Annotated in this window: 20 protein-coding genes and 1 pseudogene; 12 read left to right on the forward strand and 9 right to left on the reverse strand. The window is 62.8% G+C overall.

Features of this window, described 5'->3' with window-relative positions:
- Nucleotides 1-79: 79 nt before the first annotated feature.
- The 5 genes from dkgB to ACJJV2_RS06870 form a co-directional block, all read right to left on the reverse strand.
- Nucleotides 80-886 carry a 2,5-didehydrogluconate reductase DkgB gene (dkgB, locus tag ACJJV2_RS06850; protein ID WP_405279311.1) on the reverse strand — a complete coding sequence of 269 codons (807 nt, stop codon included), beginning with the start codon at nt 884-886 and terminating at the stop codon, nt 80-82.
- A 157-nt stretch (nt 887-1,043) separates the two neighbouring features.
- Nucleotides 1,044-2,051: an alcohol dehydrogenase catalytic domain-containing protein gene (locus ACJJV2_RS06855; protein ID WP_405279314.1), complete on the reverse strand. Its 1,008-nt coding sequence runs from the start codon at nt 2,049-2,051 to the stop codon at nt 1,044-1,046.
- A 120-nt stretch (nt 2,052-2,171) separates the two neighbouring features.
- Nucleotides 2,172-2,429 (reverse strand): hypothetical protein, encoded by a 258-nt coding sequence (locus ACJJV2_RS06860; protein WP_405279317.1) that lies wholly within the window; start codon nt 2,427-2,429, stop codon nt 2,172-2,174.
- Nucleotides 2,401-3,009, reverse strand: coding sequence for an LLM class flavin-dependent oxidoreductase (locus tag ACJJV2_RS06865; protein WP_405279320.1), 609 nt, complete (start codon nt 3,007-3,009; stop codon nt 2,401-2,403). The genes ACJJV2_RS06860 and ACJJV2_RS06865 overlap by 29 nt, the downstream gene beginning before the upstream one ends.
- A gap of 108 nt (nt 3,010-3,117) precedes the next feature.
- Nucleotides 3,118-4,299 (reverse strand): MFS transporter, encoded by a 1,182-nt coding sequence (locus ACJJV2_RS06870; protein WP_405279323.1) that lies wholly within the window; start codon nt 4,297-4,299, stop codon nt 3,118-3,120.
- Between the two features lie 442 nt (nt 4,300-4,741).
- Between ACJJV2_RS06870 and ACJJV2_RS06875 the strand changes: the two genes are divergently transcribed.
- From ACJJV2_RS06875 to ACJJV2_RS06885, 3 genes are all read left to right on the forward strand, one after another.
- Entirely contained in the window at nt 4,742-5,014 is a 273-nt protein-coding gene (locus tag ACJJV2_RS06875) for a hypothetical protein (RefSeq protein WP_064503359.1), read from the forward strand.
- Nucleotides 5,011-6,510: a sodium:solute symporter gene (locus ACJJV2_RS06880; protein WP_405279327.1), complete on the forward strand. Its 1,500-nt coding sequence runs from the start codon at nt 5,011-5,013 to the stop codon at nt 6,508-6,510. The genes ACJJV2_RS06875 and ACJJV2_RS06880 overlap by 4 nt, the downstream gene beginning before the upstream one ends.
- 417 nt (nt 6,511-6,927) lie before the next feature.
- Nucleotides 6,928-7,956: a diguanylate cyclase gene (locus tag ACJJV2_RS06885; RefSeq protein WP_405279329.1), complete on the forward strand. Its 1,029-nt coding sequence runs from the start codon at nt 6,928-6,930 to the stop codon at nt 7,954-7,956.
- A 41-nt stretch (nt 7,957-7,997) separates the two neighbouring features.
- Here the strand turns inward: ACJJV2_RS06885 and ACJJV2_RS06890 are convergent, their stop codons facing one another.
- A complete protein-coding gene (locus ACJJV2_RS06890) occupies nt 7,998-8,891 on the reverse strand; it encodes a LysR substrate-binding domain-containing protein (RefSeq protein ID WP_405279331.1) in 894 nt (297 codons plus the stop codon).
- Between the two features lie 325 nt (nt 8,892-9,216).
- Here ACJJV2_RS06890 and ACJJV2_RS06895 point away from each other — a divergent pair, with 325 nt between their 5' ends.
- The 5 genes and pseudogenes from ACJJV2_RS06895 to ACJJV2_RS06915 all read left to right on the forward strand — a co-directional run bounded on the left by ACJJV2_RS06895 (nt 9,217) and on the right by ACJJV2_RS06915 (nt 15,448).
- Entirely contained in the window at nt 9,217-10,200 is a 984-nt protein-coding gene (locus tag ACJJV2_RS06895; RefSeq protein ID WP_405279334.1) for a DMT family transporter, read from the forward strand.
- 329 nt (nt 10,201-10,529) lie between these two features.
- Nucleotides 10,530-11,591 carry a GlxA family transcriptional regulator gene (locus ACJJV2_RS06900; RefSeq protein ID WP_405279337.1) on the forward strand — a complete coding sequence of 354 codons (1,062 nt, stop codon included), beginning with the start codon at nt 10,530-10,532 and terminating at the stop codon, nt 11,589-11,591.
- Nucleotides 11,592-11,821: 230 nt separating this feature from the next.
- Nucleotides 11,822-12,442, forward strand: a pseudogene (locus tag ACJJV2_RS06905) (trimeric intracellular cation channel family protein); the annotation flags it as partial.
- A gap of 415 nt (nt 12,443-12,857) precedes the next feature.
- Entirely contained in the window at nt 12,858-13,748 is an 891-nt protein-coding gene (locus tag ACJJV2_RS06910) for a LysR family transcriptional regulator (RefSeq protein WP_405279340.1), read from the forward strand.
- Between the two features lie 245 nt (nt 13,749-13,993).
- A complete protein-coding gene (locus ACJJV2_RS06915) occupies nt 13,994-15,448 on the forward strand; it encodes an NERD domain-containing protein (protein WP_405279343.1) in 1,455 nt (484 codons plus the stop codon).
- Here the strand turns inward: ACJJV2_RS06915 and ACJJV2_RS06920 are convergent.
- Together ACJJV2_RS06920 and trxA are read right to left on the reverse strand one after the other, a co-directional pair.
- Entirely contained in the window at nt 15,423-16,541 is a 1,119-nt protein-coding gene (locus ACJJV2_RS06920) for an L-dopachrome tautomerase-related protein (RefSeq protein ID WP_405279346.1), read from the reverse strand. The genes ACJJV2_RS06915 and ACJJV2_RS06920 overlap by 26 nt on opposite strands.
- 202 nt (nt 16,542-16,743) lie before the next feature.
- Entirely contained in the window at nt 16,744-17,067 is a 324-nt protein-coding gene (trxA, locus tag ACJJV2_RS06925) for a thioredoxin (protein WP_054557199.1), read from the reverse strand.
- A gap of 502 nt (nt 17,068-17,569) precedes the next feature.
- Here trxA and ACJJV2_RS06930 point away from each other — a divergent pair.
- From ACJJV2_RS06930 to chrA, 4 genes are all read left to right on the forward strand, one after another.
- A complete protein-coding gene (locus ACJJV2_RS06930; RefSeq protein ID WP_054557247.1) occupies nt 17,570-17,932 on the forward strand; it encodes a metalloregulator ArsR/SmtB family transcription factor in 363 nt (120 codons plus the stop codon).
- Nucleotides 17,933-18,046: 114 nt separating this feature from the next.
- On the forward strand, nt 18,047-19,096 hold the full coding sequence (locus tag ACJJV2_RS06935) for an ArsJ-associated glyceraldehyde-3-phosphate dehydrogenase (RefSeq protein ID WP_405280703.1): 1,050 nt from the start codon (nt 18,047-18,049) through the stop codon (nt 19,094-19,096).
- A gap of 1 nt (nt 19,097) precedes the next feature.
- Nucleotides 19,098-20,417, forward strand: a complete 1,320-nt coding sequence (arsJ, locus tag ACJJV2_RS06940) for an organoarsenical effux MFS transporter ArsJ (RefSeq protein WP_405279350.1) — start codon at nt 19,098-19,100, stop codon at nt 20,415-20,417.
- A 262-nt stretch (nt 20,418-20,679) separates the two neighbouring features.
- Nucleotides 20,680-21,957, forward strand: coding sequence for a chromate efflux transporter (gene chrA, locus ACJJV2_RS06945; RefSeq protein ID WP_405279353.1), 1,278 nt, complete (start codon nt 20,680-20,682; stop codon nt 21,955-21,957).
- A 151-nt stretch (nt 21,958-22,108) separates the two neighbouring features.
- On the opposite strand, the gene ACJJV2_RS06950 is transcribed toward chrA, so the two are convergent.
- Entirely contained in the window at nt 22,109-23,314 is a 1,206-nt protein-coding gene (locus ACJJV2_RS06950) for a GAK system CofD-like protein (RefSeq protein ID WP_248377862.1), read from the reverse strand.
- Nucleotides 23,315-23,441 lie beyond the last annotated feature (127 nt).

Below are 23,441 nucleotides of genomic sequence, written 5' to 3' on the forward strand. Positions count from 1 at the left end.
AGCCTCCCGGGCAGAGTGCCCGGGAGGCTTTCTTGTCACTGGACCCGTCGATCAGGTTCAGTCAGTTGGGCTCAGTCAATCAGTCCCAGTCGGGCGCGATCTCTGGATTGGCGATACGCTCGCCGCGATCCAGCTCGGCGATCTTGGCCATGTCCTCGCCGGTCAGCGTCAGCGAGAAGGCCTCGAAGTTGCTGCGGATGTTCCTGGGCTTGGTGGAGGACGGGAAGGTCACGATGTCCTGCATCTTGAGCCACGCCAGAGCGATCTGCGCCGGGCTTACGCCGTGGCGGTCCGCGATGATCTTGAGGGTCTCGTCATCCATCACCTTGCCGACGGCCAGCGGCATGAAGGCGCTGACTTCGAGTCCCAGCTCCTGACACTTGTCGAGCACCTTGCGGTTCTGCAGGAAGGGATGCACCTCGACCTGATTGGTCAGCAGCTCATCACGCCCCAGAATGCCGACGGCGCGTTCCATCTGCTCGCAGGTGAAGTTGGAGATGCCGATATGGCGTGTCTTCTCCTCGGCCTTCATCTTGGCGAGCGCCGGCAGGTAGTCCTCCATGGCGACTTCGTCATTGGGTGACGGCCAGTGGATCAACAGCAGGTCGACGTAGTCCATCTGGAGCTTCTCGAGGCTTTCCTCGACGCTCTTCTCCAGGTCACCGGGCTGGAGACGGTCGAACCAGATCTTGGTGGTGACGAACAGTTCACTGCGCGGGATGCCGCTGTCGGCGAGCACCTGTCCCACTTCGGCTTCGTTGCCGTAGAACTGGGCGGTATCGAAATGACGATAGCCGGCGTCCAGCGCCGCCTTCATGCTCTCACGCAGGGTGTCGCCTTCCAGACGGAAGGTGCCAAAGCCGGGATTCGGTAGGGTAGTCGACATGCGGTAACTCCTGTTGACGTTCCCGCCGAGTGCGGCGGGGACGTTTCCATGTGTTGTGTCGTGTTTACTGGGGCTGTGAAACTGGCGCGACAATGGCGTGCCTACGCATCAGTCATGTGCCGGTTGCGCAACAATCCTGTGCCGCCCGCCATGCGCCTCATTCGTTGGCCGTGATCACGAATTTCAGGGCGCGACGCTCACCACTCTTCAGTTCGGCGAGGCAGGCCGGCAGCGCCGTGAACGGCTCGATGCAGGGCGCCGGCTGGTTCATGGAGCCATCGGCGATCGCTTCGAGCAGACCTTCCCCCGCCTCGACCAGGCGTGCCCAGTCCTCGTCATCGCCCGCCCAGTGCAGCGCGCCCAGCGCGACTTCGTGCTGCGAGATGGCGCGATCGAAGGCCGGCGCGGCCGCCTGCTCCAGACGGTCCTGAATGCAGACGATGTGGCCATTGGCCCCCAGGTGGCGGGTCATCTTGTGGGCGTGATCACCATTGACGGTATCGATCACGGCGAAGACCGGCGCGTCCAGCTGCTCGGCGTCCGCAAGCGTCTCGTCGGCGCCCAGCGCCTTGAGGTCCGCGTGGCGCTTCTCGGAAGCAACGCCAATGACGTGGAAGTTGCGCTGTCTGGCCAGCTGGATCAACCAGCGGCCCACGCTGCCGGAGGCGCCGGTGATCAGCAGGCGTCGCCCGGCCTTGATGGGCAGCTTGTCGATGGCAAGCCAGGCGGTCAGTGCCGGGCACGGGAAGGCGGCGGCGTCATTGAAGCCCAGGGTGACGGGCAGGCGCATCACGGCGCGCGCCGGGACACGCAGGCGTTTGCTGAAGGTGCCCGGCCCCGCCAGGGTGGTGTGGACCGCGATGCGATCGCCCGGCGATACGTGACTGACATTGGCACCGCAGGCGATCACCTCGCCGGAGGCATCGACGCCGGGAATCTGGCCGGCTTGCCACAGCTCGCTGTCCATCGCCATGAACTTCCAGTCGACGGGATTGAGGCCGATGGCACGCGTGGCGACCAGTACCTCGTCGTCTCCCGGCGCGCCGATGTCCACCTCTGACTGCTCGAGCGCTTCAGGCTCGCCCGGGCCTTGCCATACCCAGGCGGGTGCCCGAGTGGCGCTGTGACTGATGTCTTGTGTGGTGGTCTCTGTGGAATCTGACATGGGATATCCTTGCAGCGTGAACGGTGAATCCTTTCCGCCATGGCGGGGGCAGGTCGCGCGACCCGCCCGGCTTGCCAGTGCGCTCAGCCAGCCGGGCAGATCAGTGCAACCCTTGCGCCCTCATGAGAAGTGCGGCAGCACCTCACGCCCCAGTTCCTCGAGGGTTTCCGTGAGCGGGCGGCGATTGCGACGCAGGTGGAAGCCGATGTGATTCACCCCGGCATCCTGCATGGCCGACAGTTCTTCCATGAGGGCAAGGCGGCCACTCGACAACCCGAAGCGATGACGACGCACCGGGGCGTGCGGGTCTTCTTCCAGATTGAGGTGGATGAAACTGACGTAGGGTTTGTCACCGGCGACCTGACGCCAGAGCGCCACGCGACGGATGTGATCCTCCGGTGTGCCCGGGTAGGCCAGCCAGCCGTCCATCTCGCGACCGATCCACTCGGGCGTCGTCCGCCTGGCCCTTGATGACATCCACCGCGTGACGGAAGGCGGCACCACGGGTCGCGAACTCCTCGCCGAACAGCGGGTATTCCGCCGGTCGGTCGCCACTGGCGACGCCCAGCAGCAGACGGTCTTCGCTCAGGGCCTGCACGCTGGCGGCGGCCTTTCTCACCAGCCACGGCTGGCGCAGCGGCAGCACCGCGGCGGCGGTACCCAGCAGCAGGTTGTCGGTGTGACTGGCCAGATAGCCCAGATAGGTGAACAGCTCGAAGACCTGACCGGCATCGCCGAAGGCAGGGTCGAACAGCGGCACGTCACGCAGCCAGGCGGCGCGGAAGCCGAGCCTGTCGACCTGGCCGATCAGCTCGGCATGTGCGCGCATGTCAGGCACGCCGAAGGGCGTGGAGGGGGCTCTGTCAGTGCGGACCCAATCATTGTCGAGGGGCAGTTCGACGCCCAGGGTCAGGGGGCCTTGGGTGAGGCGATCCAGCGGGCGGGTCGGGGAGATCATGATGGACTCCTTCAGCAAGCAGGTGTGTAGACGACGGTGCCCCCGAGCCAGCAGGCTGAGCTGTCGGAATCGGGGGCACGTCGTGATGGCGGGAGGCTTCGCGGCGGATCAGGCGGTCGCGATGGAAGACGCGTGACGCTTGTCGAGGCGACCGGCCAGCAGGGTCAGCAGCAGGGCGGCGGTGACGATCAGCGCGCCGATCCAGGCGGTGTCGGTCAGTGCCATCCCGGAGACCACCTGGCCACCGACGATGGAGCCCAGTGCGATGCCGATGTTGAAGGCGGCGATGTTGAGGCCGGAGGCCACATCAACGGCCTGCGGCACGAAGCGTTCGGCCTGCTGCACGACGTAGACCTGCAGGCCCGGCACGTTGCCGAAGGCGAAGGCACCCCAGATCAGGATGGTGATCACGGCGGTGATCGGGTTGGCGGCAGTGAAGGTCAGCACGCCGAGGATGACGATCAGGCCACCGAAGATCAGGGTCAGGGCGCGGATCGGGCCCATGCGGTCGGCCAGCTTGCCGCCCTGGATGTTGCCGATGGCGACCGAGACGCCGTAGACCAGCATGATCAGACTGATGGCGCCTTCATTGAAGCCACTGACGTCCTGCAGCAGCGGGGCCAGATAGGTGAAGGCCGTGAAGGTGCCGCCGTAGCCGAGAATGGTGATCAGGTAGCCCAGCAGCAGGCGCGGATGGGTCAGAACCTTGAGCTGTTGGGCGAAGGTGGCCGGTACGCTCTTCTTGAGATTGTTGGGCACCAGGATGGCGCTGCCGATCAATGCCAGCACGCCGAGGACCGAGACCACGAGGAAGGTGGCGCGCCAGCCGAAGTGCTGACCGATCCAGGTGCCCAGCGGCACGCCGGTGACCAGAGCCACGGTCAGGCCGGTGAACATGATGGCGATCGCACTGGCTTCCTTGTCCTTGCTCACCAGGCTTGTCGCGATGGTGGAGCCGATGGAGAAGAAGACCCCATGGGCCAGGCCAGTCAGGATGCGCGCCGTGATCAGCGAGCTGTAGCTGGGTGCCTGCCAGGCCAGCAGGTTGCCGGCGATGAACAGTGCCATCAGGGCCAGCAGTACCAGCTTGCGATTGAAGCGGCCGGTCATGGCGGTCAGCACGGGGGCGCCGATGGCGACACCGACAGCATACAGGCTGACCAGCAGGCCAGCGGAAGGCAGAGAGACGCTCAGGTCCTGAGCGATGGTGGGTACCAGTCCGACGATCACGAACTCGGTGGTCCCGATGGCAAAGGCGCTCAATGTCAGCGCCAGCAGGGCAAGGGGCATGGCAGTTCTCCATCAGCAATGGGTGGGTCTTGGATGCTGTGCAGTCTGCCGTGAGATACCTTTGTGATAAACGCACGAAATGATGAAAGACTTTTGCAGTTTTCGTAAAGATTGCCTGTGACGGCGTCATTTCTCCCATCCTTGCAGCGCCTGTCCCTGTCCCTGTCCCTGTCAGCTTGTGTCGTCGCCGCGATCTCATGCCACATGGCGCCACAGGGTGACTCAACAGCGTGATTCAACAGGGGGACTCGACAGGGCGACTCAACCGGGTGGCTCAACAGCGGGATTCACCAGGGTGACTCCACAGGGCGGGGCGCAGCGGCTACACTGCGCGCCGAGAATTTTCATTCACTCCCTGTTCACATCGGAGATCGTCTTGGCCGCGCCTGACACCCCGTCTTCCTCTCAGCCTGATGCCCGGACTGCAGAGACTCCCTGTTCCTTGCCGCGCCTCGTCGTGCCCTCGACCTGGCGGGGCTGGAGCCTGCTGGTGATCTTCCTGCTGCTGGTCGTGATGGGCATCTGGCCGGTGATCGGCTGGATCAATCAGCAGACCCTGTTGTGGGGCATGCCGTCCTTGATCATCTGGAGTTACCTGATCATCTTCGCCTGCAGTGGTGCGATGCTGCTGGGTAATTGCCTGTTGCGCCGTCGCCACGGCGCAGACCCGCTGTCGAAAGCGTCCGCTGGCGAAAGAGACGGAGGCACCGCGTGATTGATCCGCATGCCTTTTCGTCCGTGCATGACAGCGTGCCCTTGCTGGTCACCCTGGGGTATGTCGTCCTCGCCACGGCCATCGGTCTCGGCGCGCGGGGTGGCCGCCGCATGGACACGCTGGAACAGTGGGGAGTCGCCGGACGCTCGATGGGACCCGTGACGCTCTATCTGTTGATCGCCGCCGGCAGCGTCAGTGCCTACACCTTCATGGGCGCGCCGGGCTGGGCCTACAGCAAGGGCGTGCCGGTGTTCTATGTCGCCATCTATCTGGCCTATCTGGCGCTGGTGGCCTGGTACTTCGGCCCCAAGGTGTGGAAGTTCGGCGAGCAGTTCGGGCATGTCACCCAGGCAAGCGCGATCGCGGACCGCTATCAGAGCCCTCTGCTGGGCGCGCTGTCGGCGCTGGTGATGTCGATTGCCTCCATCGCCTATGCGGTCCTGCAGACCATCGGCTCGGCCTACATCCTGCTGGTGATGAGCGGCGGGCGCATCCCGCTCTGGGCTGGCGTGTTGCTGGTGCTCAGCGCGATCGCCGTCTATCTGTTCGTCAGCGGCCAGCGCGCCATCGGGCGCACCAATGCCTTCCAGGGCGTGTTGATGCTGGTCGTTGCCTGGGTGATCGGCCTGTGGGCGGCCTATCTCTCCACCGGCGAATGGGGCTTCAGTGGCGTGTTCACGCGTCTTGAGGCCAGCCATCCGGAGTATCTGCGTCTGCCCGGCGCCGGCGGCGACATGAGCTTCAGCTTCTGGACCACCTCGATCATCGTCTCGATGCTGTCCTTCATGCCGCCGGTTTGGACCCAATGGATGAGCGCCGCCTCCGCCGGCACCATCCGTCGCAGTGCCAGCTGGCTGCCGACCTATTATGTGGTGATTTTGCCGCTGGTGGTGGTCGGATTCATCGGTATCTACAGCCTGCCGGAGCTCGAGCGCGCCGACACCGTGGTGCTCGAATACGCGATGGCCAACATGCCGGTCTGGCTGGTGGGCCTGTTGGGCGCGGGCACGCTGGCGGCCTCGATGTCCTCCAGCGAGCCCTTCATTCATTCGGTGGCCCTGAGCCTGAGTCGCGATGTACTGCAGCCGAGCCTCAAGCTTGATGACCAACGCGCTGGCAAGCTGGCGCGCTGGCTGATCTTCCCGGTGATGTTCCTGATCGTGGCACCCCTGGCGATCTGGGAGCCGGGCAATCTGGTGATGATCCTCTTGATCGGACTGGGCTTTGCCTCTCAGGTATTGCCGGCATTTCTGGGCATGTTCTTCTGGCCGCGCGCCTCGGCGGCAGGTGTCATCAGCGGCATCAGTGCCGGCTTCGTGGTCACGGTGCTGTTTACCGTCGTATGGCCGCATCCGCTGGGCCTGCATGCCGGTTTCTGGGGGCTGATGCTCAACCTGCCGGTCTTCGTGCTGGTGTCACTGCTGACACGGCCGGTGGATGAGGCGGTGACGTTGCGCTTCTTCCGCATCGCCGCCCCCTGGAGCCTCAAGCGCTGATAGGCAGCATGGGAGATCATGGCGGAGTGATGTCGGGGGCATCACTCCGCTCTGAAAGTCGAGCGTTCGGCTCGACCAAACAGTTGTCTGAAATTTGGACAAGCGTTTGACAAGCTTGTGAACGATTGTCACGTTTGCGCCCGATCGCTTATTGATCCGTGTCGCCTTGTATAGAGTGAGATCATTGATTGGCTGCCCTCAAGGGAGGGGACGTGAATGAATGATCTTATGGTACAGGTGGATAGGCAGATACATCGTGAAGGTGGTCTTGGGGTGCATTTTCCTGACGAGATAGAAGCACGATTCGAGCGTGACATTCATGCCGCGCGCAGTCACAAGCTTGCCTGCATGGGCGCGGTGGCGATCGGTATCTATCTGCTGTTTCTGATCAATGACTGGCGTTTTCGTCCTGATCACATGTGGGAAGCCATCGTCATCCGGGTCGGGGTCATGACGCCCATCGCCCTGGTTTGCATCTACCTGCTCAAGCGAGGTGTGACGCCGGCCTTGCGTGAGATGCTGATGACCGCGCTGGTGTGCTTCGCGATGATCTTCACGGCCTTGTTGATTCAGTTGTCGGTCTCGCCGCATTCCTTTCTCGATCTATTCGCGCTGGGGCTTATCGTGCTGGTGGGCAACGTCCTGTTTCAGCTGCGCTTCTGGTATGCCCTGTGCTCTTCGGCCTTCCATTTCGGGGTGATGCTGTATCTGGTCACCGCACATCCCACCCCTTACGCTTCGGCAGGTTTCATGGCGTTGATGGTGTTCTTTTCCATCACGCTGTTTTCGATCATTTCCAATCTACGTAGTGAAAGGGCCGAGCGCCTGTCCTACCTGTTGTTGTTGCGTGAGCAGCTGAGAGTCGAGGAATTCACGGTGAAGAATGAAGAGTTTCGGCGCCTGGCGTCGATAGATCCCTTGACCGAAGTCTATAACCGGCGCCACTTTGACAGCCTCGTGAGCTCGCTGATCGGCAAGCAGGTCGACCGTCGGCTTCAGTACGGCGTGGCCATGATCGATGTCGATTCGTTCAAGGCCTACAACGACCACTATGGTCACGTGAAAGGGGACCTGTGTCTCAAGCGTATCGCGACGGCAATCTTCGAAAGTGTGCACCCCGATGTCGATATCGTGGCGCGTTTCGGGGGGGAAGAGTTCGTGGTCTTGCTGCCATCCTGTACGCCGCAACAGGCGTTGGAGCGCGCAGAAGAAATCTGCCAGCATGTTCGCGGCCTGGCGCTACCCCATGCGAAAAGTTCGCAACAAGGCATTGTTACCATCAGCGTGGGTGTCTCTGCCGCGGGCAGCGGGATGGGCTACAACTTCGAGAATATTCTCAAGCAGGCGGATGAAGCGCTTTACCACGCCAAGGCATCGGGGCGTGACCGCTGCGAGTTGTTTGCTCAGCATGATGAGCCAGTATTGGGGCGAGCCTCCGCAGGCTGACGTTGTGGTGTCTGAGTCGCGCGCCCAAGGTGGATGTGCGCTCACGTCTCGTGCGACAGCCCCAGCTGCTGGCGAAGCCACGGCAGCATGATCTGCTCCGCCTGATGCGCCCGTGCCCCGGGGTAGACCAGATAGAATCCCTGGCCCTGATCCGGCAGACCACACAGGGTGACCAGTTGCCCCTTCGCGATGCCTTCCGCCGCCATCAGGCGCGGTGTCAGCGCGATACCCTGGTCCGCCAGAGCGGCATCGATCGCGAGACTGGTGTGAGTGACCCAGAGGCGATCGGCCTTCTCAAGACCCGAGAAGTGCGCCGCAAAGGTATGCCACCCCTGATGACTGTCCTCGATCAATACGCACCCGCGCATATCGAGCCTATCCAGTCGCTCGCCCAGCTGTTCCCGATAGCCGGGGCTGCAGACGGCAATACGCTCAAGCCCCGTCAACCATATCGCCTTGAGTCCAGCGTCATGCTGGCCATAGCCCTGACGAATGGCGAGATCGATCCCGTCCTGATGCAGATTCGAAAGTCCCTCGCTTGCGTGTACCCGCAGTTGCCATTCGGGATGTGCGTGGCGAAAGCTTGCCAGCCGAGGCATCAGCCATTTGGCGGCAAAGGAGGGTGGTACGCTCAATGACAGGGTGGTGTCAGCGGGGTCATGGCTGGCATCGCGCACGGCCTTGTCGATGTTGCCCAGCGCCAGGGCGATCTGCTCATGGAAGCGCTGGCCTGCGTGAGTCAACGCCAGACCACGTGGGAGACGATGGAAAAGCTTTACTCCAAGCTGTGTTTCCAGCTCGCGTACACGCTGCGCCACGGCGCTCTGGGTGAGCGACAGCTCTTGCGCCGCGCGGCGAAAGTTGAGATGGCGCGCTGCTGCATCAAAGGCCGGCAGCGCGCCCAGGCGCAGTTTCGTGTTCAGGTTCTTGCTCATGTCAGGGGCGTGCTCAAGTCAGGGGCGTGCTCATGTTCAGGCTCATGTTCAGAGCCATGCTCATGCTCAGAGCCATGGGCGCTTGGCCGGCAGGCGGCGACGATACCCCTCCAGCGCCAGTACGCTATCTGAGTGGGAAGCCGGCGCACCGCGTGTGTCGCCTAATGGCACGAGAGTGAAGATTTTCTACAGGGTAATGCAAATAATGCCCGCTTGTCGCGACGCGGAGCACAGCCGAACATGGCGCTATCGGCCAAACATGGCGTTATCGCCAGGGGCGCCATGTGGTTGGCTCCCCAAGTATCCTCGCCACAAGGAGTACCCCATGCCTCGCTCACGATTCTCGGCACATCTTGCCTTTCTGTCGCTCGGTACCATCTGGGGCAGCAACTTCCTGTTCATGAAATGGGCGGCGGAGTGGATCACCCCGGGTCAGGTGACCCTGCTGCGTGTCGTGGCAGGCTTCATCCCCTTGGCCCTCTATGCTGCCTGCCAGGGCGTTCTGCACCGGGAGCACTGGCGCCATCTGCACCACTTCGTTGTCATGGCCCTGCTGGCGACGGCGCTGTACTACCTGGCATTCGCCTATGGCAGTTCGGTATTGCTGTCGAGTGTCGCGGGCATGCTCAGCGGCGCCATCCCGCTCTTCACCTTCGTGGCGGCGGCCTTGTTCCTGCGCAACGAGCCGATCAATGCACGTTCGATCACCGCCACCTTGCTCGGCATCATCGGTATCGCGCTGATTGCCCGCCCATGGCAGGGGCTGCAGGCGGATGTCTCGCTGGCGGGCGTGGCCGCCATGCTCGGCGGCGCGATGTGTGTCGGCTTGTCATTCGTCTATGCCAAGCGCTTCGTGATGCCGTTGGCGATTCCTTCGCTGGCCTTGGCTACCTATCAGACGGGGATTGCCACTCTGCTGCTGCTCGCCGTCATCGATCTTGAGGGTATCCTGGCGCTGAGCAACGACGGCGTTGCCTTGACCGGGCTGGTAATCGGCCTCGGGGTGTTGGGAACCGGCGTGGCCTATGTGCTTTATTACTTCATCGTCGGCATCCTTGGCGCCATCAAGGCCTCTGGCGTGACCTACCTGCCCCCGGTGGTCGCCGTCATCATCGGAGTGCTGCTGATAGGGGAGCCCATCCGCGGGCTCGACCTGCTGGCAATGGCGATCATTCTGGTGGGCGTCATCCTGTTGCAATCCGCGCGTCAGAAGCAGCAGGTTGCGCCTCCCAAGCCAGACGGCAGCGAGACTGAACAGGTATTGCCTCGCTCAGGCGGCCTCGAGACCTCGAATCACTCGGCGCGATGATCAACACTGGGGATCACGACTGAGGCAGCAGCAGAGAAGCACGACTTAGCATCGTAACTGTAGCTCGTGATAGTGATGGGGAATGATCGAACGCCTGATGCTGCACCCTGCCTGTGAGTGGGGTGCAGCATCATGTTTCAGCCGGTGTGACCTGTCTCAACACTGTGCCACTTACCTCCAGTGCCTGACACGGGTAAGGTTGAGGCAAATGGCCACAGGTTGATGAAATTTGCCTCATGTCTGAACCGCAGCCCGAACCAGCTGAATCCTCTGGGCTTTCAGTACTGTCTGAATTGTCAGAAGTCGCTGAACAGCCCGCGCCATCCCGCATGCCTCCTCTAGCGTCGGCGACGGCGTCGGAGCCCCTCTCTGCGCCGTATCCGCGCCCGGATTCACCGCCGCTGCTGGCACCGGGGGCCGCCGAGCACACGCTGAATGTCTGGTTGGTGCCGCGCTTCTCGATGTTGACGTTGTTCTGCCTGCTGGAACCGCTACGGGTCGCCAATCGCTTCGGACGGCCGCTGTTCGCCTGGCGTCTGCTGTCCAGTGATGGTGAGGCTGTCGTGGCCAGCAATGGCGTGCGTATCGACGTCGATGGTGCCTTTTCGTCTCTGGTCAATGAGACGCAGTCGGGTGGCCAGAGTGGGGCGCAGACGCGCTTGATGGTGGTGTCATCCTACGGACCGGAAGTCAGCGTCGGCAGCCAGGCGCGTGGCGTGATTCGTCATCTGGCAGCCCATGGCGCCTGGCTGGGAGGGTTGGATACCGCCCCCTTCATTCTGGCGCGCGCCGGGGTGCTCGCCGGTCATCGGGTCGCCCTGCACTGGGAGAGCGTGCCGGCCTTTCGCGAGGAATTTCCTCAACTCGAGATTAGTCAGGCCGACTATGAATGGCAGGGCGAGCGGCTGACGGGCTCTGGCGGCGCGGCCAGTATCGACATGATGCTGGCGTGGATCGAGTTTCTGTACGGGCCGTCGCTGGCGGACGCCGTCGGGCGGCAGCTGGTGCATCAGCGCGGGCATCTGGCGTCGCCTGCTGCTGTCAGCACTCGAGACGATTCGCTGCCACGCAGTGTGGTCAAGGCGCTGGCCGTGATGGAGGCCAATCTTGCCCAGGTGCTGACGATCCCCGACATCTGCCGTCTGGTCGGCCAATCCCAGCGCCAGTTGACGCGTCTGTTCATGGCGCATTTTGAGGAAACGCCCAAACAGCGCTATCTCGGCATGCGCCTGGATCATGCGCGGTGCGTATTGGCCGACAGCAGTCGCAGCGTTTCCCAGGCGGCCCTCGGCGTCGGATTCACGCATCTGGCGCACTTCTCGCGTGCCTATCGCCAACGATTCGGTGAGCCGCCCAGCGCGACCGCCCGCCGTGGTCAGGCCACGCCCTGAGGCGGTTCATCATCCTGCGCTCTCTGAAGGTGGCGCGGATGATGTCGAGGGCACAAAAAGAGCCGCAAAAGGGAGTATGATCGCGCCGCTGCGCCGCTGCGCCGCTGCGCCGCTGCGCCGAAACAGCGTCACAGAAGACGACTTGGCAGAGGGTGCCATCAGGGTTCGCGACAAGCATATACGCCATTGTTTCATGCGCACGCCAGCGCACTGCAGGAGGCTTCACGAGAATGAACTGGATAACCTGGCTCGACCTGGCCGGTGTGATGATCTTTGCCCTGACCGGTGTCGTCGTGGCGTGCCGTTCACGCATGGACCCGATCGGCATGCTGGTGCTGGGCGCCGTGACCGGTATCGGCGGCGGTACGCTGCGTGATCTCGTGCTGGGAATCGGCCCGGTGTTCTGGGTCGAGCAGCCGATCTATCTGTGGGTCATCCTGTTGACGGTAATGGTGGCGACGCTCGGCTTTCATTATATCCATCGCCTGACGCGTGTTTTCCTGCCGGTCACCGATGCCTTCGGGTTGGCGCTGTTTACGGTATTGGGCGCGCACAAGGCGCGCATGCTGGGCGTGGATGGCATCGTGGCCGTCTTGATGGGTACCATGAGCGGCGTGGCGGGTGGCATGATCCGCGATGTGCTCGCACGCCGTGTGCCGATGGTGCTGCGTCAGGAAATCTACGCCTCGGCGTCGCTGGCGGGTGGCATTCTCTATATCGCGCTTCTCGAGGTGGGCGTTGGCCTGGCGTGGGCCACTGGCGCGGCCATCGTGCTGATACTGGCGATTCGCCTGCCGGCGATCTATTGGCATCTAACCTTGCCGACCTTTGCCTGGGTGATCATTCCGCCGCCTCCGCTGGCTTCGCAAGTCAACGGCCAGAGGCATGATCAGGCCCCGTCGGGCGCAGCGGGCACGGGCGGGGAGAGTCGCGAGGGCGTGCACGCCGCGCCAGATGGCAGACCTCGTCAGCGCTCGGAATTCGCGACGACGCTGGGCGGCTCGATCGGTGCCAGTGATGTCTCGCCCTCGGGTCAGCTGGAGACACCGCCGGCGCCTCCGTCATTGCCGCGGCGCACGCCCAAGGCACGGGTCAGGATGCTGCGCCCCGGCGAACGCCGCCGTGGTGGGCTCTAGGCGACATCCTTTTGCTGAGTGATTTGTTCGGCAAGCAATATTGCAGAAGCGATCATGATGCGGATGATTATTGTGATTTCTGCAAAGATGCATGGGACCATGCATCTTGCACTTTCAAGGAGATCACAGCATGCGCAGCCGTTCGGATGACCTCGAGTTGCTACTGGCCGTGGTGGATAGCGGGGGCTTCAGCGCCGCCGCCAATCGGTTGAACATTCCGGTGGCCAAGGTATCGCGGGCCATCCAGCGCCTGGAGGGTGAGCTGGAAACGCCGCTGTTGAATCGCACCACACGCAGCGTGGCACTGACCGATGAGGGGCGCGGCTTCGTCGAGCGCGTACGTGAGGGCTTGTTGCTGCTCGGCAGTGCCGAAGAGGCCCTGTTGCAGCAGCGCGATCAGCCCAGCGGGAGGCTGCGTGTCGATGCCGCGAGCCCCTTCGTGCTGCATCAGCTGGTACCGCTGGTCGCGGAGTTCTCCCGCAGCTATCCCGGCATCGCGCTGGAGCTGTCAGCGGCCGATGACATCATCAACCTGCTGGAACAGCGTACCGATGTGGCCATCCGCATCGGCGAGCTGGATGACTCCACGCTGCACGCCAAGGTGCTGGGGCGCTCCACGCTGCATCTGGTCGCAAGCCCCGCCTATCTGGCCGAGCATGGTGTGCCGTCCAGTGTTGCCGCGCTGCAGACCCATCAGCTGCTGGGGTTCCTGCCCCCCAGTCGTCTCAATCGCTGGCCGCTCAAGGGTTCCGCACAGGGCTTTGACACGACACCTCATCTGCCGACCACCAGTGGCGAAGTCATGCGTCAGCTGTGTCTGGCGGGGCATGGTATCGCCCTTATCTCGCGCTTCATGCTGGGCAATGACCTCAAGACCGGCGCTCTGGTGGAAGTGTTGCCCGGCCAGATCCAGAGTCCCAATCCCCGCGAGCAGATCCAGGCGGTCTATTACCGCAACAGTGCGCTGTCGCCACGCATCAGCGCCTTCGTCGAGTTTCTCGCCACCCGCCTGACGCTGTGAGTGGCTGATGTCTGGCGCCCCAGACTTGCCCTGACCAGTGGGTAGAGGGCGTTGATTTCCCCTTATACAGAGTTTTAACGATTATCCCGCTCCAGAAACATGGCAGTGGAGTCGGGCTGATTTAAATAAAGTTTATAATATCTTGATGAAATCTGTTTATTGACGCATGTTGCATGGCGTATTTCACGGGCAATAGCGATATATTGGGCTGACAAGGATGTAATCAGCGCTTCAGGGACGAGCAGATGATAGCCAAGGAAAAAGAGGCCTACAGTGGCGACGATGAGCGCGCCAGGTACGGTCACCGCCAGGAAGAGGATGTGGCCTTCCATCTACGGCGTGCTTTCGGGGACGACCCCGAGGTCGTGATCTTCAATGATCTGCGACTGAAACACGGTGAGGAGAATGCCCAGATCGATCATCTGGTCATGCATCCCTTCGGCTTCATCATCATCGAGTCGAAAAGCATCACTGGTGAAGTCAGGGTCAATGCGGCAGGTGAATGGCAGCGCAGCTATCGGGGCAATTGGTCTGGGCTCAAGTCACCACTGCGTCAGGTGGAATTGCAGCAGGATATTCTCAAGCGCCTGTTGATCGAGCATCGCACTCGTTTGATGAACAAGACCCTGGGGCTGCAAGGCGGCTTTGCCGGTCGACAATGGAAAGTACTGTGCGCCGTCTCGAGCAATGCCATCGTGCACCGTGACGATATGGCCAAGGGGGTCTCGGCTCAGGTGGTGAAGCCGGAGTTTCTCCACGAGCAGGTCAGTGGTCTGATCGGGGCGCGTTCGATGGTCAAGCGTGCTTTGCTGTTCGATACGCGTCCGGAGTTCACCAAGGATGAGCTTGAGCGTGTCAGCGAGTTCCTGCTCAAGCAGGACGCCCGTTCGCGTCGCGCGCATGCCGTCGAGACCGTCCGTCGCGAGGTGAGTCGTCGCCCGCCGCCGGCAGCGAAGACGCCTGATGCCGCTGACAGTGCCGCGAGTCGATGGGCGGTCAATGAGGGGGGTGTCCGTGAATCTGACAGCAAAGCCCTCGCCAACAAAGACCTCCCTAACAAAGATATCGGTAACAATGGCGCGGGCTACAGTGCTCATGGCAGCAATGGCATTGGCGACAATGCACCTGGCAGTCATGAGCTTGACGACCAGGAGCGCTGTAAACAGAAGCAGCGCGCCATGGCCAGGCAGGAAGGCGATTCGTGTGCAGTGGTAGTTGCCATCCCCGCCGCCGCGGCAGTCAATGAGGCGAAGGCAAGCGCCGAGAGAGTCGCTAAGCCCAAAGCTGAAACCAGAGCCGAAACACCAGCGCCGCCAGGCGAGGCACCAATCGGGTCGCCAGTGCCTGAAGCGTGTCTGGCCTCGCCACAGTTGAGCGAGCATCTCGACAGAATCACCGCACGCCTGAAGGCTTCCGCCACCACGCCAGCGCCACCGGAAGTGCGAGTCCAGTGCCAGAAATGTCAGGAAAAAGACGCACTGCTGGGGCGTTACGGCCCCTACGGTTATTACGTCAAATGTCAGGTCTGCAACGCCAATACATCACTCAAGCAGGGCTGTCCGGCCTGCGAGCATCACAGCGTACGCCTGAGCAAGTCCAGGGCGGTCTACTCGGGGCGTTGTCTTTCAGAGGGTCGACTCGATGGACCTCTCTACAGCCGTCTCTATTGCCGACTCAATTGTCGACGGGCCAGACCTTGAAGATACGGTACGGCGCCTGGCCTCTGTCCTTGCCGTCATTGAAGGGCGGCGTGCTGTCCAGTTGGTTGACGGTGACATAGAGCCAGCCGTCGGCTGCCATGCGCACGCCATCCGGCCAGTCGAGACGCTCATCGCGCACCAGCGGCGTCAGTTTGCCATCGGCGCCCAGTACATCCAGCCCATGCTGATTGAGGTTGGTGAAGTAGTGGGTGCCCCCGGCGGTATCCGCGCCATCGGAAACGGGCTTGTCGCCGACGCGCGTGATGGCAGCGGCGATGGTGGCGTGATCGGCGCCTTCGCGCAGCAGCCTGGCCGGTACGCTATACCAGCTGTGGCCGGTCATGGCGCCGAAGAAGACTGTCTCGCCATCGCCGGACAGAGTGATCGGATCGACGCCGACCTTGGCAGGCTTGCCATAGAACTGGACGTCCTTGCCATCGATCTTTAGCTTGGCGCCGGGTTCTGCCTCAAGCGCCGGATGCTCGCTGAAGCGGGTGGCCTCGCCGCTCTCCAGGTCGACGGTGATCAAGCCCGGATTGGCGATGTCTGCCAGATAGGCCACGCCACGGCTGCGGTCCACTGCCAGGTCCTGCACGAAGCTGCCCTCGGGGGCGATATTCGCCGGCAGAGTCAGCTTGGTGATCAGCTTGCCCGAGGCAATATCGAAGCCCCACAGGCGGGTCTTGCCCAGATGCAGCCCCATGTCGGTGATCCACAGACCGCCCTGGCCATCCTGATAGATGCCCAGCGGGGAATCGATGGTGGCGTCGCTGTAGCGGCCGGCATGCGTCTGCAAGGCGGGGGAGGGCCAGGCGCGATAGCTGTTCTGACCGGTGATCTCGACCAGCTGCACATCGTGATCCCCATCCATCGGGTGGATGGTGGCGAAGACCTGTCCATTGGGCGTCACCGCCACATTGCCGGGGCGAATCTGCATGACGGCGACAGAGCGCATTTCACCGTAGGCAGGCCCGGCCTTGAGCGCTGAGGTGGTGGCCGGCAGGGTCGTATGGCCGTTGGCGCAGCCCGTCAGCAGGCCGGTAAGCAGGGCGACCATGCCCAGATGTCGGGTCGAACGGACGGGGTCAGGCATCAATGTTTCCTTGTCATGGTAATGCTGGTGTTACTGTCGCGATGAGCGATATCTTGAAGGCAGGAATTTCTCGATGACGATAATTGCCTGAAAAATCATGGGCATAGAGTAACCTAAAGCACCGTGCAGACCAAAAAAAACGCCCTCATGGAGGGCGTTTTTCATTGCAGCGTCAGTGCCTTGCGGCCAGAACCTGTTTCGATCAGGCGTGACGCGAGATCATGGCGTCGAAGTTTTCCTTCGGCTGGACGCCGGTGAGGGCTTCGAGCTTCTCGCCGGACTTGAACAGCGCGATGGTCGGCAGGCCGCGGACGCCATTCTGGGCGGCGAGGTCCGGTGCATCATCGACATTGATGGCAACGACCTTGAGGGCATCACCCTGTTCCTCGGCAATGGATTCGACGATCGGGTCGAGCATCTTGCACGGTCCGCACCACGGTGCCCAGAACTTGACCAGCACCGGCTGCTCGCTCTCGATGACTTCCTGGGTGTAGTTGCTATCGACGACTTGAGCGAAATCCGCCATTTGTCTCTCCTGTGCATCACGAGGGATGCGTGATTCAAAAGGGCACTTGGTGTGCTTGATGGGCACACACTAACGCTGCTCGACTTTTGTTCGCAAGCGCATTCGCTTTTGAGGCCAGGCAACATATGCGTGCCGTTTGCGCAACAGTGGTGATGGTGTGGTCGCCTACCCGCTGGTACACCGTGCCAGGCGATGTTCTGATCGCGCTTCATTCGTCCTTCATTCAGTCTTCACTCGCTTTCCATCGCTGCCATCTATTCACGCGCCGGTTGTCATCCAACTGTCATGCATGTGTCACTTGATATATGGAAAAACACATATATGATATTTCGTATGTCACCGCGCTTCAGCCGGCTGGCAGGCAACCTGCCTTGCCATGCGTCAGGTGCCGGTGAGAGGGAATCGGGTGGGGGAATCGGGAGGGGAGCAAGATGGCTCAGGCATACGCGAGGACATCGCCATGAAACCGTCAACCAATGACGTTATTGATGGAGTGGGAGACATGGCGGCCTGCCTGACACCGTTGCAGGTATTCAAGTGCCTTGCCGAGGACACTCGCCTGACCGTCGTGCAGCTGTTGGCCCAGATGGAAGAGTTGTGTGTCTGTGAACTTATCTGGCTGCTGGAGCAGCGCGCCATGCCCATCTCCCAACCCAAGGTCTCGCGGCATCTCGCCCAGCTGAGAGATGCTGGCCTGCTGACCAGCCAGCGGCGTGGTCAGTGGGTGCACTACCGCCTGGCACCTGACCTGCCGGCCTGGTGCCATCAGATACTCGCGACCCTCTGTCAGGCCAACGCCCGCGAGGTGTCGCGCTGGGTGGCGTGGCTGGAGACGATGCCCAACCGCCCTGTGCGCTGCTGCTGAGCGCATAGGCCGTAGAACGTTAGCCGAATCTTTTCGAACACTCTCAAGGAAATGCCCATGTGTCCTGCTCATAGCGCTCCGTCCTATTCCTCGTCCATCAGCGTGCCGGAGGGCATGCCGGCCCTGCGCGTCGGTATCAATGGCTTCGGGCGCATCGGTCGTCTCGCCCTGCGCGCGCTGTGGAAGCTGCGCGAGGATATCGCGCTGGACGTGGTGCGCATCAATGACCCGGGTGGCGATGCCGCGACCCTCGCCCATCTGCTGGAATTCGATTCCGTGCATGGCCAGTGGTCGCCGGGCACCGGTATCACCAGTGACGCGGACTCCATCACCCTCGATGGTCAGCGCACGGCATTCTCCAGCCAGCGTGAGATCGGTGACACCGATTGGTCGGGCTGTGACGTAGTGATCGAGGCCTCCGGCAAGAAGAAGAGCACCGAGGTGCTGAACGCCTATCTCGAACAGGGCGTCGCGCGGGTCGTGGTCTCCGCGCCGGTCAAGGAAGAGGGCGTGCTCAACATCGTCATGGGCGTCAACGATCACCTCTACAACGCCGATGAGCATCGCATCGTGACGGCGGCCAGCTGCACCACCAACTGCCTTGCACCGGTGATCAAGGTGATCCAGGAGCAGTTCGGCATTCGTCATGGCTCCATGACCACCGTGCACGACATCACCAATACCCAGACGATTCTGGATGCGCCGCACAAGGACCTGCGCCGCGCGCGGGCCTGCGGCATGAGCCTGATTCCGACGACCACCGGTTCCGCCAAGGCGATCAGCGCCATCTTCCCGGAGCTGGAAGGCCGCTTGAATGGCCACGCCATTCGCGTGCCGCTGGCCAATGCCTCCCTGACCGACATGGTGTTCGAGCTCAACCGCGAAGTGACGGTGGAAGAGGTCAATCAGGCGCTGCAGAGCGCGGCGGAAGGTGAACTGGCCGGCGTGCTGGGCTACGAGACACGCCCGCTGGTGTCGATCGATTTCCGTACCGATTCCCGCTCCAGCATCATCGATGCGCCCTCGACCATGGTGGTCGCGGGCACCCAGCTCAAGCTGTACGCCTGGTATGACAACGAGTGGGGCTATGCCAACCGCACCGCAGAGCTGGCGCTGAAAGTGGGCCTGGGTGATCTGGCCGACGCCAGCACACAGGAGCGCTGAAATGCTTGCCCGCCTGCGAGAGCTGCCCCATGAGGTGCGCCAGTACCTGCTGGTGACGGGGAATTACTGGGCCTTCACGCTGACGGATGGCGCACTGCGCATGCTGGTGGTGCTGCATTTCCATTCGCTGGGCTATTCGGCGCTGGACATCGCGCTGCTGTTCCTGTTCTACGAAGCCTTCGGTGTCGTCACCAACCTCGTCGGCGGCTGGCTGGGGGCGCGGCTCGGCCTCAATCGCACCATGAATGCCGGGCTTGCGATGCAGCTGGTGGCGCTCGGCATGCTGTTGGTGCCGGAGCCCATGCTGACGGTGGTCTGGGTGATGATCGCCCAGGCGCTGTCGGGCATCGCCAAGGACCTCAACAAGATGAGCGCCAAGAGCGCCATCAAGGTGCTGGTGCCGAAGGGGCAGCAGGCGGCGCAGTCGCAGAGCGCACTGTATCGCTGGGTCGCGCTGCTGACCGGCTCCAAGAATGCCCTCAAGGGTCTGGGCTTCTTCCTCGGTGGCGCGGCGCTCAGTCTCATCGGCTTCCAGGGCACGGTATTGGCCATGTGGCTAATGCTGGCCGTGGTGTTGGTGCTGTCACTGCGCAAGCTCTCGGCATCGCTGGGGCAGAGCAAGGCCAGCCGCAAGCCGGCGTTTCGTGAGATGTTCTCGACCTCGCGGGCGGTCAATGTGCTGTCGGCGGCGCGCATGTGCCTGTTCGCTGCACGTGATGTCTGGTTCGTGGTCGCCTTACCGGTCTATCTGGCCGAGGTACATGGCTGGAACTTCTGGACGGTCGGTATTCTGATGGCCGCGTGGGTGATCGGTTATGGCGGGGTGCAGACCCAGGCCCCGCACATTACCGGGCCGATCGCGCGTCGCTTGAGCGGTGATGCGGGCGTACGCTGGATGACCGTGCTGCTGGCTGGTGTGCTGGCGCTGTTGCCCGCGCTGATGGCGAGCATGTCGCTGGACGCGCAGCAGGGCGGCGACAGCAGTGCGGCCATCCTGCTGGGGCTGGCACCCCTTGAGTGGTTGATCATCGGTCTGCTGGTGTTCGGCGTCATCTTCGCCGTCAATTCCAGCTGGCACAGCTACCTGATCGTGCGCTTCGCGCGCAGTGAAGGCGTGTCGATGGATGTCGGCTTCTATTACATGGCCAACGCCATGGGGCGCCTGCTGGGCACGTTGCTGTCCGGCTGGCTCTATCAGGCCTATGGTCTGGAAGCCTGCCTGTGGTGGTCGGCGGCACTGGTGGCGGCGAGCGCGGTGATGGCCATCGCGTTGCCCTCGGACACGCAGCATGCCTCCACTCAGGAGACGTCGGCCAACTGAATCCTTCGCCGGGCACCTGACGCCTAAGCCCTTATGCAGGAAGCCCTCATGCAGGAAGCCCGTCCCAACCATGGGGCGGGCTTCCTGTCATCTGGCGGCGATAGTCTGGTGGGTGATGCAAGGGGCGAGAATCAGCTCATTGCGCTTTCACCTGATGTCACCGTAGCGTCAGCAAGTGAAAATTCTTTCATATAGCTCTCACATAAGCCCCTCGCTGGATTTCTGATCGTTATCCTTTTCTTCCCGCTCCAAGAGAAACGTCATGTCACATCCGGATGAAACTGCAAGGCGTGAGCGCGACCCTGCGACGCCTGATGCTCCGCTTGCGAGCGACAAGGCGCGGCGCAGTGAAGTGCTGCGCACCTTCCTCACTCTGGGGCTGACCAGCTTCGGCGGCCCGATTGCTCACCTGGGATACTTCCACGATGAGCTGGTACGCAGGCGAGGCTGGTTGAGTGACAAGGCCTACGCCGAGCTGGTCGCGCTCTGTCAGTTCCTACCGGGCCCGGCCAGCAGCCAGGTCGGTTTCGCGCTGGGCATGGTGCGTGGCGGTGGCGTGATGGGTGGGATACTGGCGTGGATCGGCTTCACCTTGCCGTCTGCGTTGGCGTTGCTGGTGTTGGCGCTGGTGGCGGGCAGCCTCGATGGGCCGCTGGCCTCCGGGGTGATCCACGGCTTGAAGCTGGTGGCGGTGGCCGTCGTCGCCCAGGCGATCTGGGGCATGGCGCGCAAGCTGTGCCCGGACTTGCGGCGTACCTGTCTGGCGCTGTTGGCCATGCTGGGCCTGGCGCTGGCACAGAGCGCCTGGACGCAGGTCGCCTGGGCGCAGGTCGGGGTGATCGCGATGGGCGCAGTGCTCGGCAGCCTGCTGTGTCGTGATGACAAGGCGGCATCCGTGCGCCAGCAAGCCCAGGCCGCGGGGCTGTCACTGCCGGTCTCGACGCGCCTGGCGCGCTACTGCCTGATCGCGTTCTTCGTGTTGTTGATCGGCCTGCCGCTGGTGGCATCGGGCAGTCTGGTCGATATCTTCTACCGTGCCGGGGCGCTGGTGTTCGGGGGCGGGCACGTGGTGCTGCCGCTGTTGGAGGCCTCCACCGTCGAGACGGGCCATATCGCGGCCGATACCTTCCTCACCGGCTATGGCGCCGCCCAGGCAGTGCCGGGGCCGCTGTTCACCTTTGCCGCCTGGCTGGGGACCGGCATGGCGCAGGTGGGCGGAGGTTCGGCATTGCTCGGTGCCGTCATTGCGCTATTGAGCATTTTCCTGCCGGGGATTCTGCTGCTGATCGGCGTGGCGCCACTGTGGGGGCGTCTGCGCGCCCGCGCCGGGGCGCGCGCTGCGCTCGCCGGCGCCAATGCGGCCGTGGTGGGCGTGCTGGGCATGGCGCTCTATGACCCGCTGTGGACCACCAGCGTGCTGAGCCGCACGGACCTGGTGATCGCGCTGACCGCCTTCATCGCACTGACGCGTTTCTCGCTGGCTCCCTGGAAGCTGGTGCTGGGGATGGTGATCCTCGGCGCGGTGCGTGGCGTGATCTAAGTCTCGCTTCTCTTTCAGGGCGCAACTCTCGACCATCGCTCTATCAGGTCTCGACTTGATGTCCGGAACAAGAACGGCCCCGTCTGCTGTTGGCAGGCGGGGGCGTTCTTTTGCTGCAGAGCAACTTATGCCGAGCAGCTCGCGGTTGGCGTCACACCAGCGACAGCAGCGCGGTGACCAGCAGCTCGTTGTCGTAGTAGGGCGCGCTCTGCTCGCTGATCAGGCGGGTGTCGATCACGGTGATGCCCATGCGCTCGAGCGCCTCGATGCAGGGGCCGCCGGGGTAGTCACCGCGCTGGCTGTCGAGAAGCACGATGTTGAGCAGGTTCTCGGTGGGGCAGTCTTCCATGCGGCCGGTGAGGTCGGCACACAGGGTGTCGAGCAATACGCTGACCAGCTCATCCATGCGCTTGCCGGTCTGCTCCGGGTCCGGGCAGCAGTTGGGGATGTAGACCTTGGGGCAGGGGTTGGCCAGCACCGCGCGCCCGACGCCCTTGGGCAGCAGATTGGCGAGCACGCTGGAATAGAAGCTGCCGGGAGGGAAGCAGATCAGCTCGGCCGACTCGATCAACTGGCGATTGTTGGCGTGCAGCTCCGGCACCACGGGCACATGGTGGTCGCCCTCTGTCGCGGCCAGGCGCATGCGCGCGATGGGCGAATCGAGAGGGGCGACTTCCTTGCCGGTGATGCGGTGCTGGCCGATGATCTCGCGACCATCTTCCAGCGTCACCGCCAGATGGCAATCGGCATTGACCACGGCGCGCACCGTGCCGCGTACATGTACCAGCTTGGAGAACAGGAAGATGATCTGATCCAGCTGCTGGTGATGGTTCAGATAGCCGCCGGCAATGATCAGATTGCCGATGCTGGCGCCGCGCAGATCGAAGCCTTCCGGCATGGCGTCGATGAGAAAGCCCAGCTGATGGCAGATCAGGGTGCGCATCGGTTCCGCGACCGCCATGGTCAACGGATGGCGCCCGGCTGCCAGCTCGCGCAGCGTGGCGTGCAGCATCTCCGGGCGCGCTTCACGTGGCAGGCGGTGGGTAAACAGGCGATAGATGTCGGGATGGCCCAGGACGCTGTCATCGGCCAGCGCCATCAGGCGTGAACGCAGATCGCCGATGGCGGGCATCGAGAAGGCGTCGCGCAGTTTGGCCGAGCTGCCACCGGAGTCGAACGGCGTCACCAGATGGATGCTGTGGTGGGTATAGCGGGTCAGGGTGCGTGAGACCCCGGTCAGTGCGGTGCCACCACTGAAGAACAGCACGCGCGGGCCGACTTCGGGGGCTTTCAGATAGCGCCTGACGCGCATGGGATCGGGTACACGTGCGGTCCGACTGACCCTGACCTTGGCCATTGCATGGCTTCCTTTATGCTTGCATTTTTGGCATAGAGTGCCTTTTTTTACGCCCAGCGTCGCCTATTATGCACTTTCTCTCAATTCCAGCGCAGGGACTCTCGATTCCCGTCTCTCGATCCCAGCC

This window comes from Cobetia sp. Ld8, from assembly GCF_045066615.1.
Lineage (GTDB): Bacteria > Pseudomonadota > Gammaproteobacteria > Pseudomonadales > Halomonadaceae > Cobetia > Cobetia amphilecti.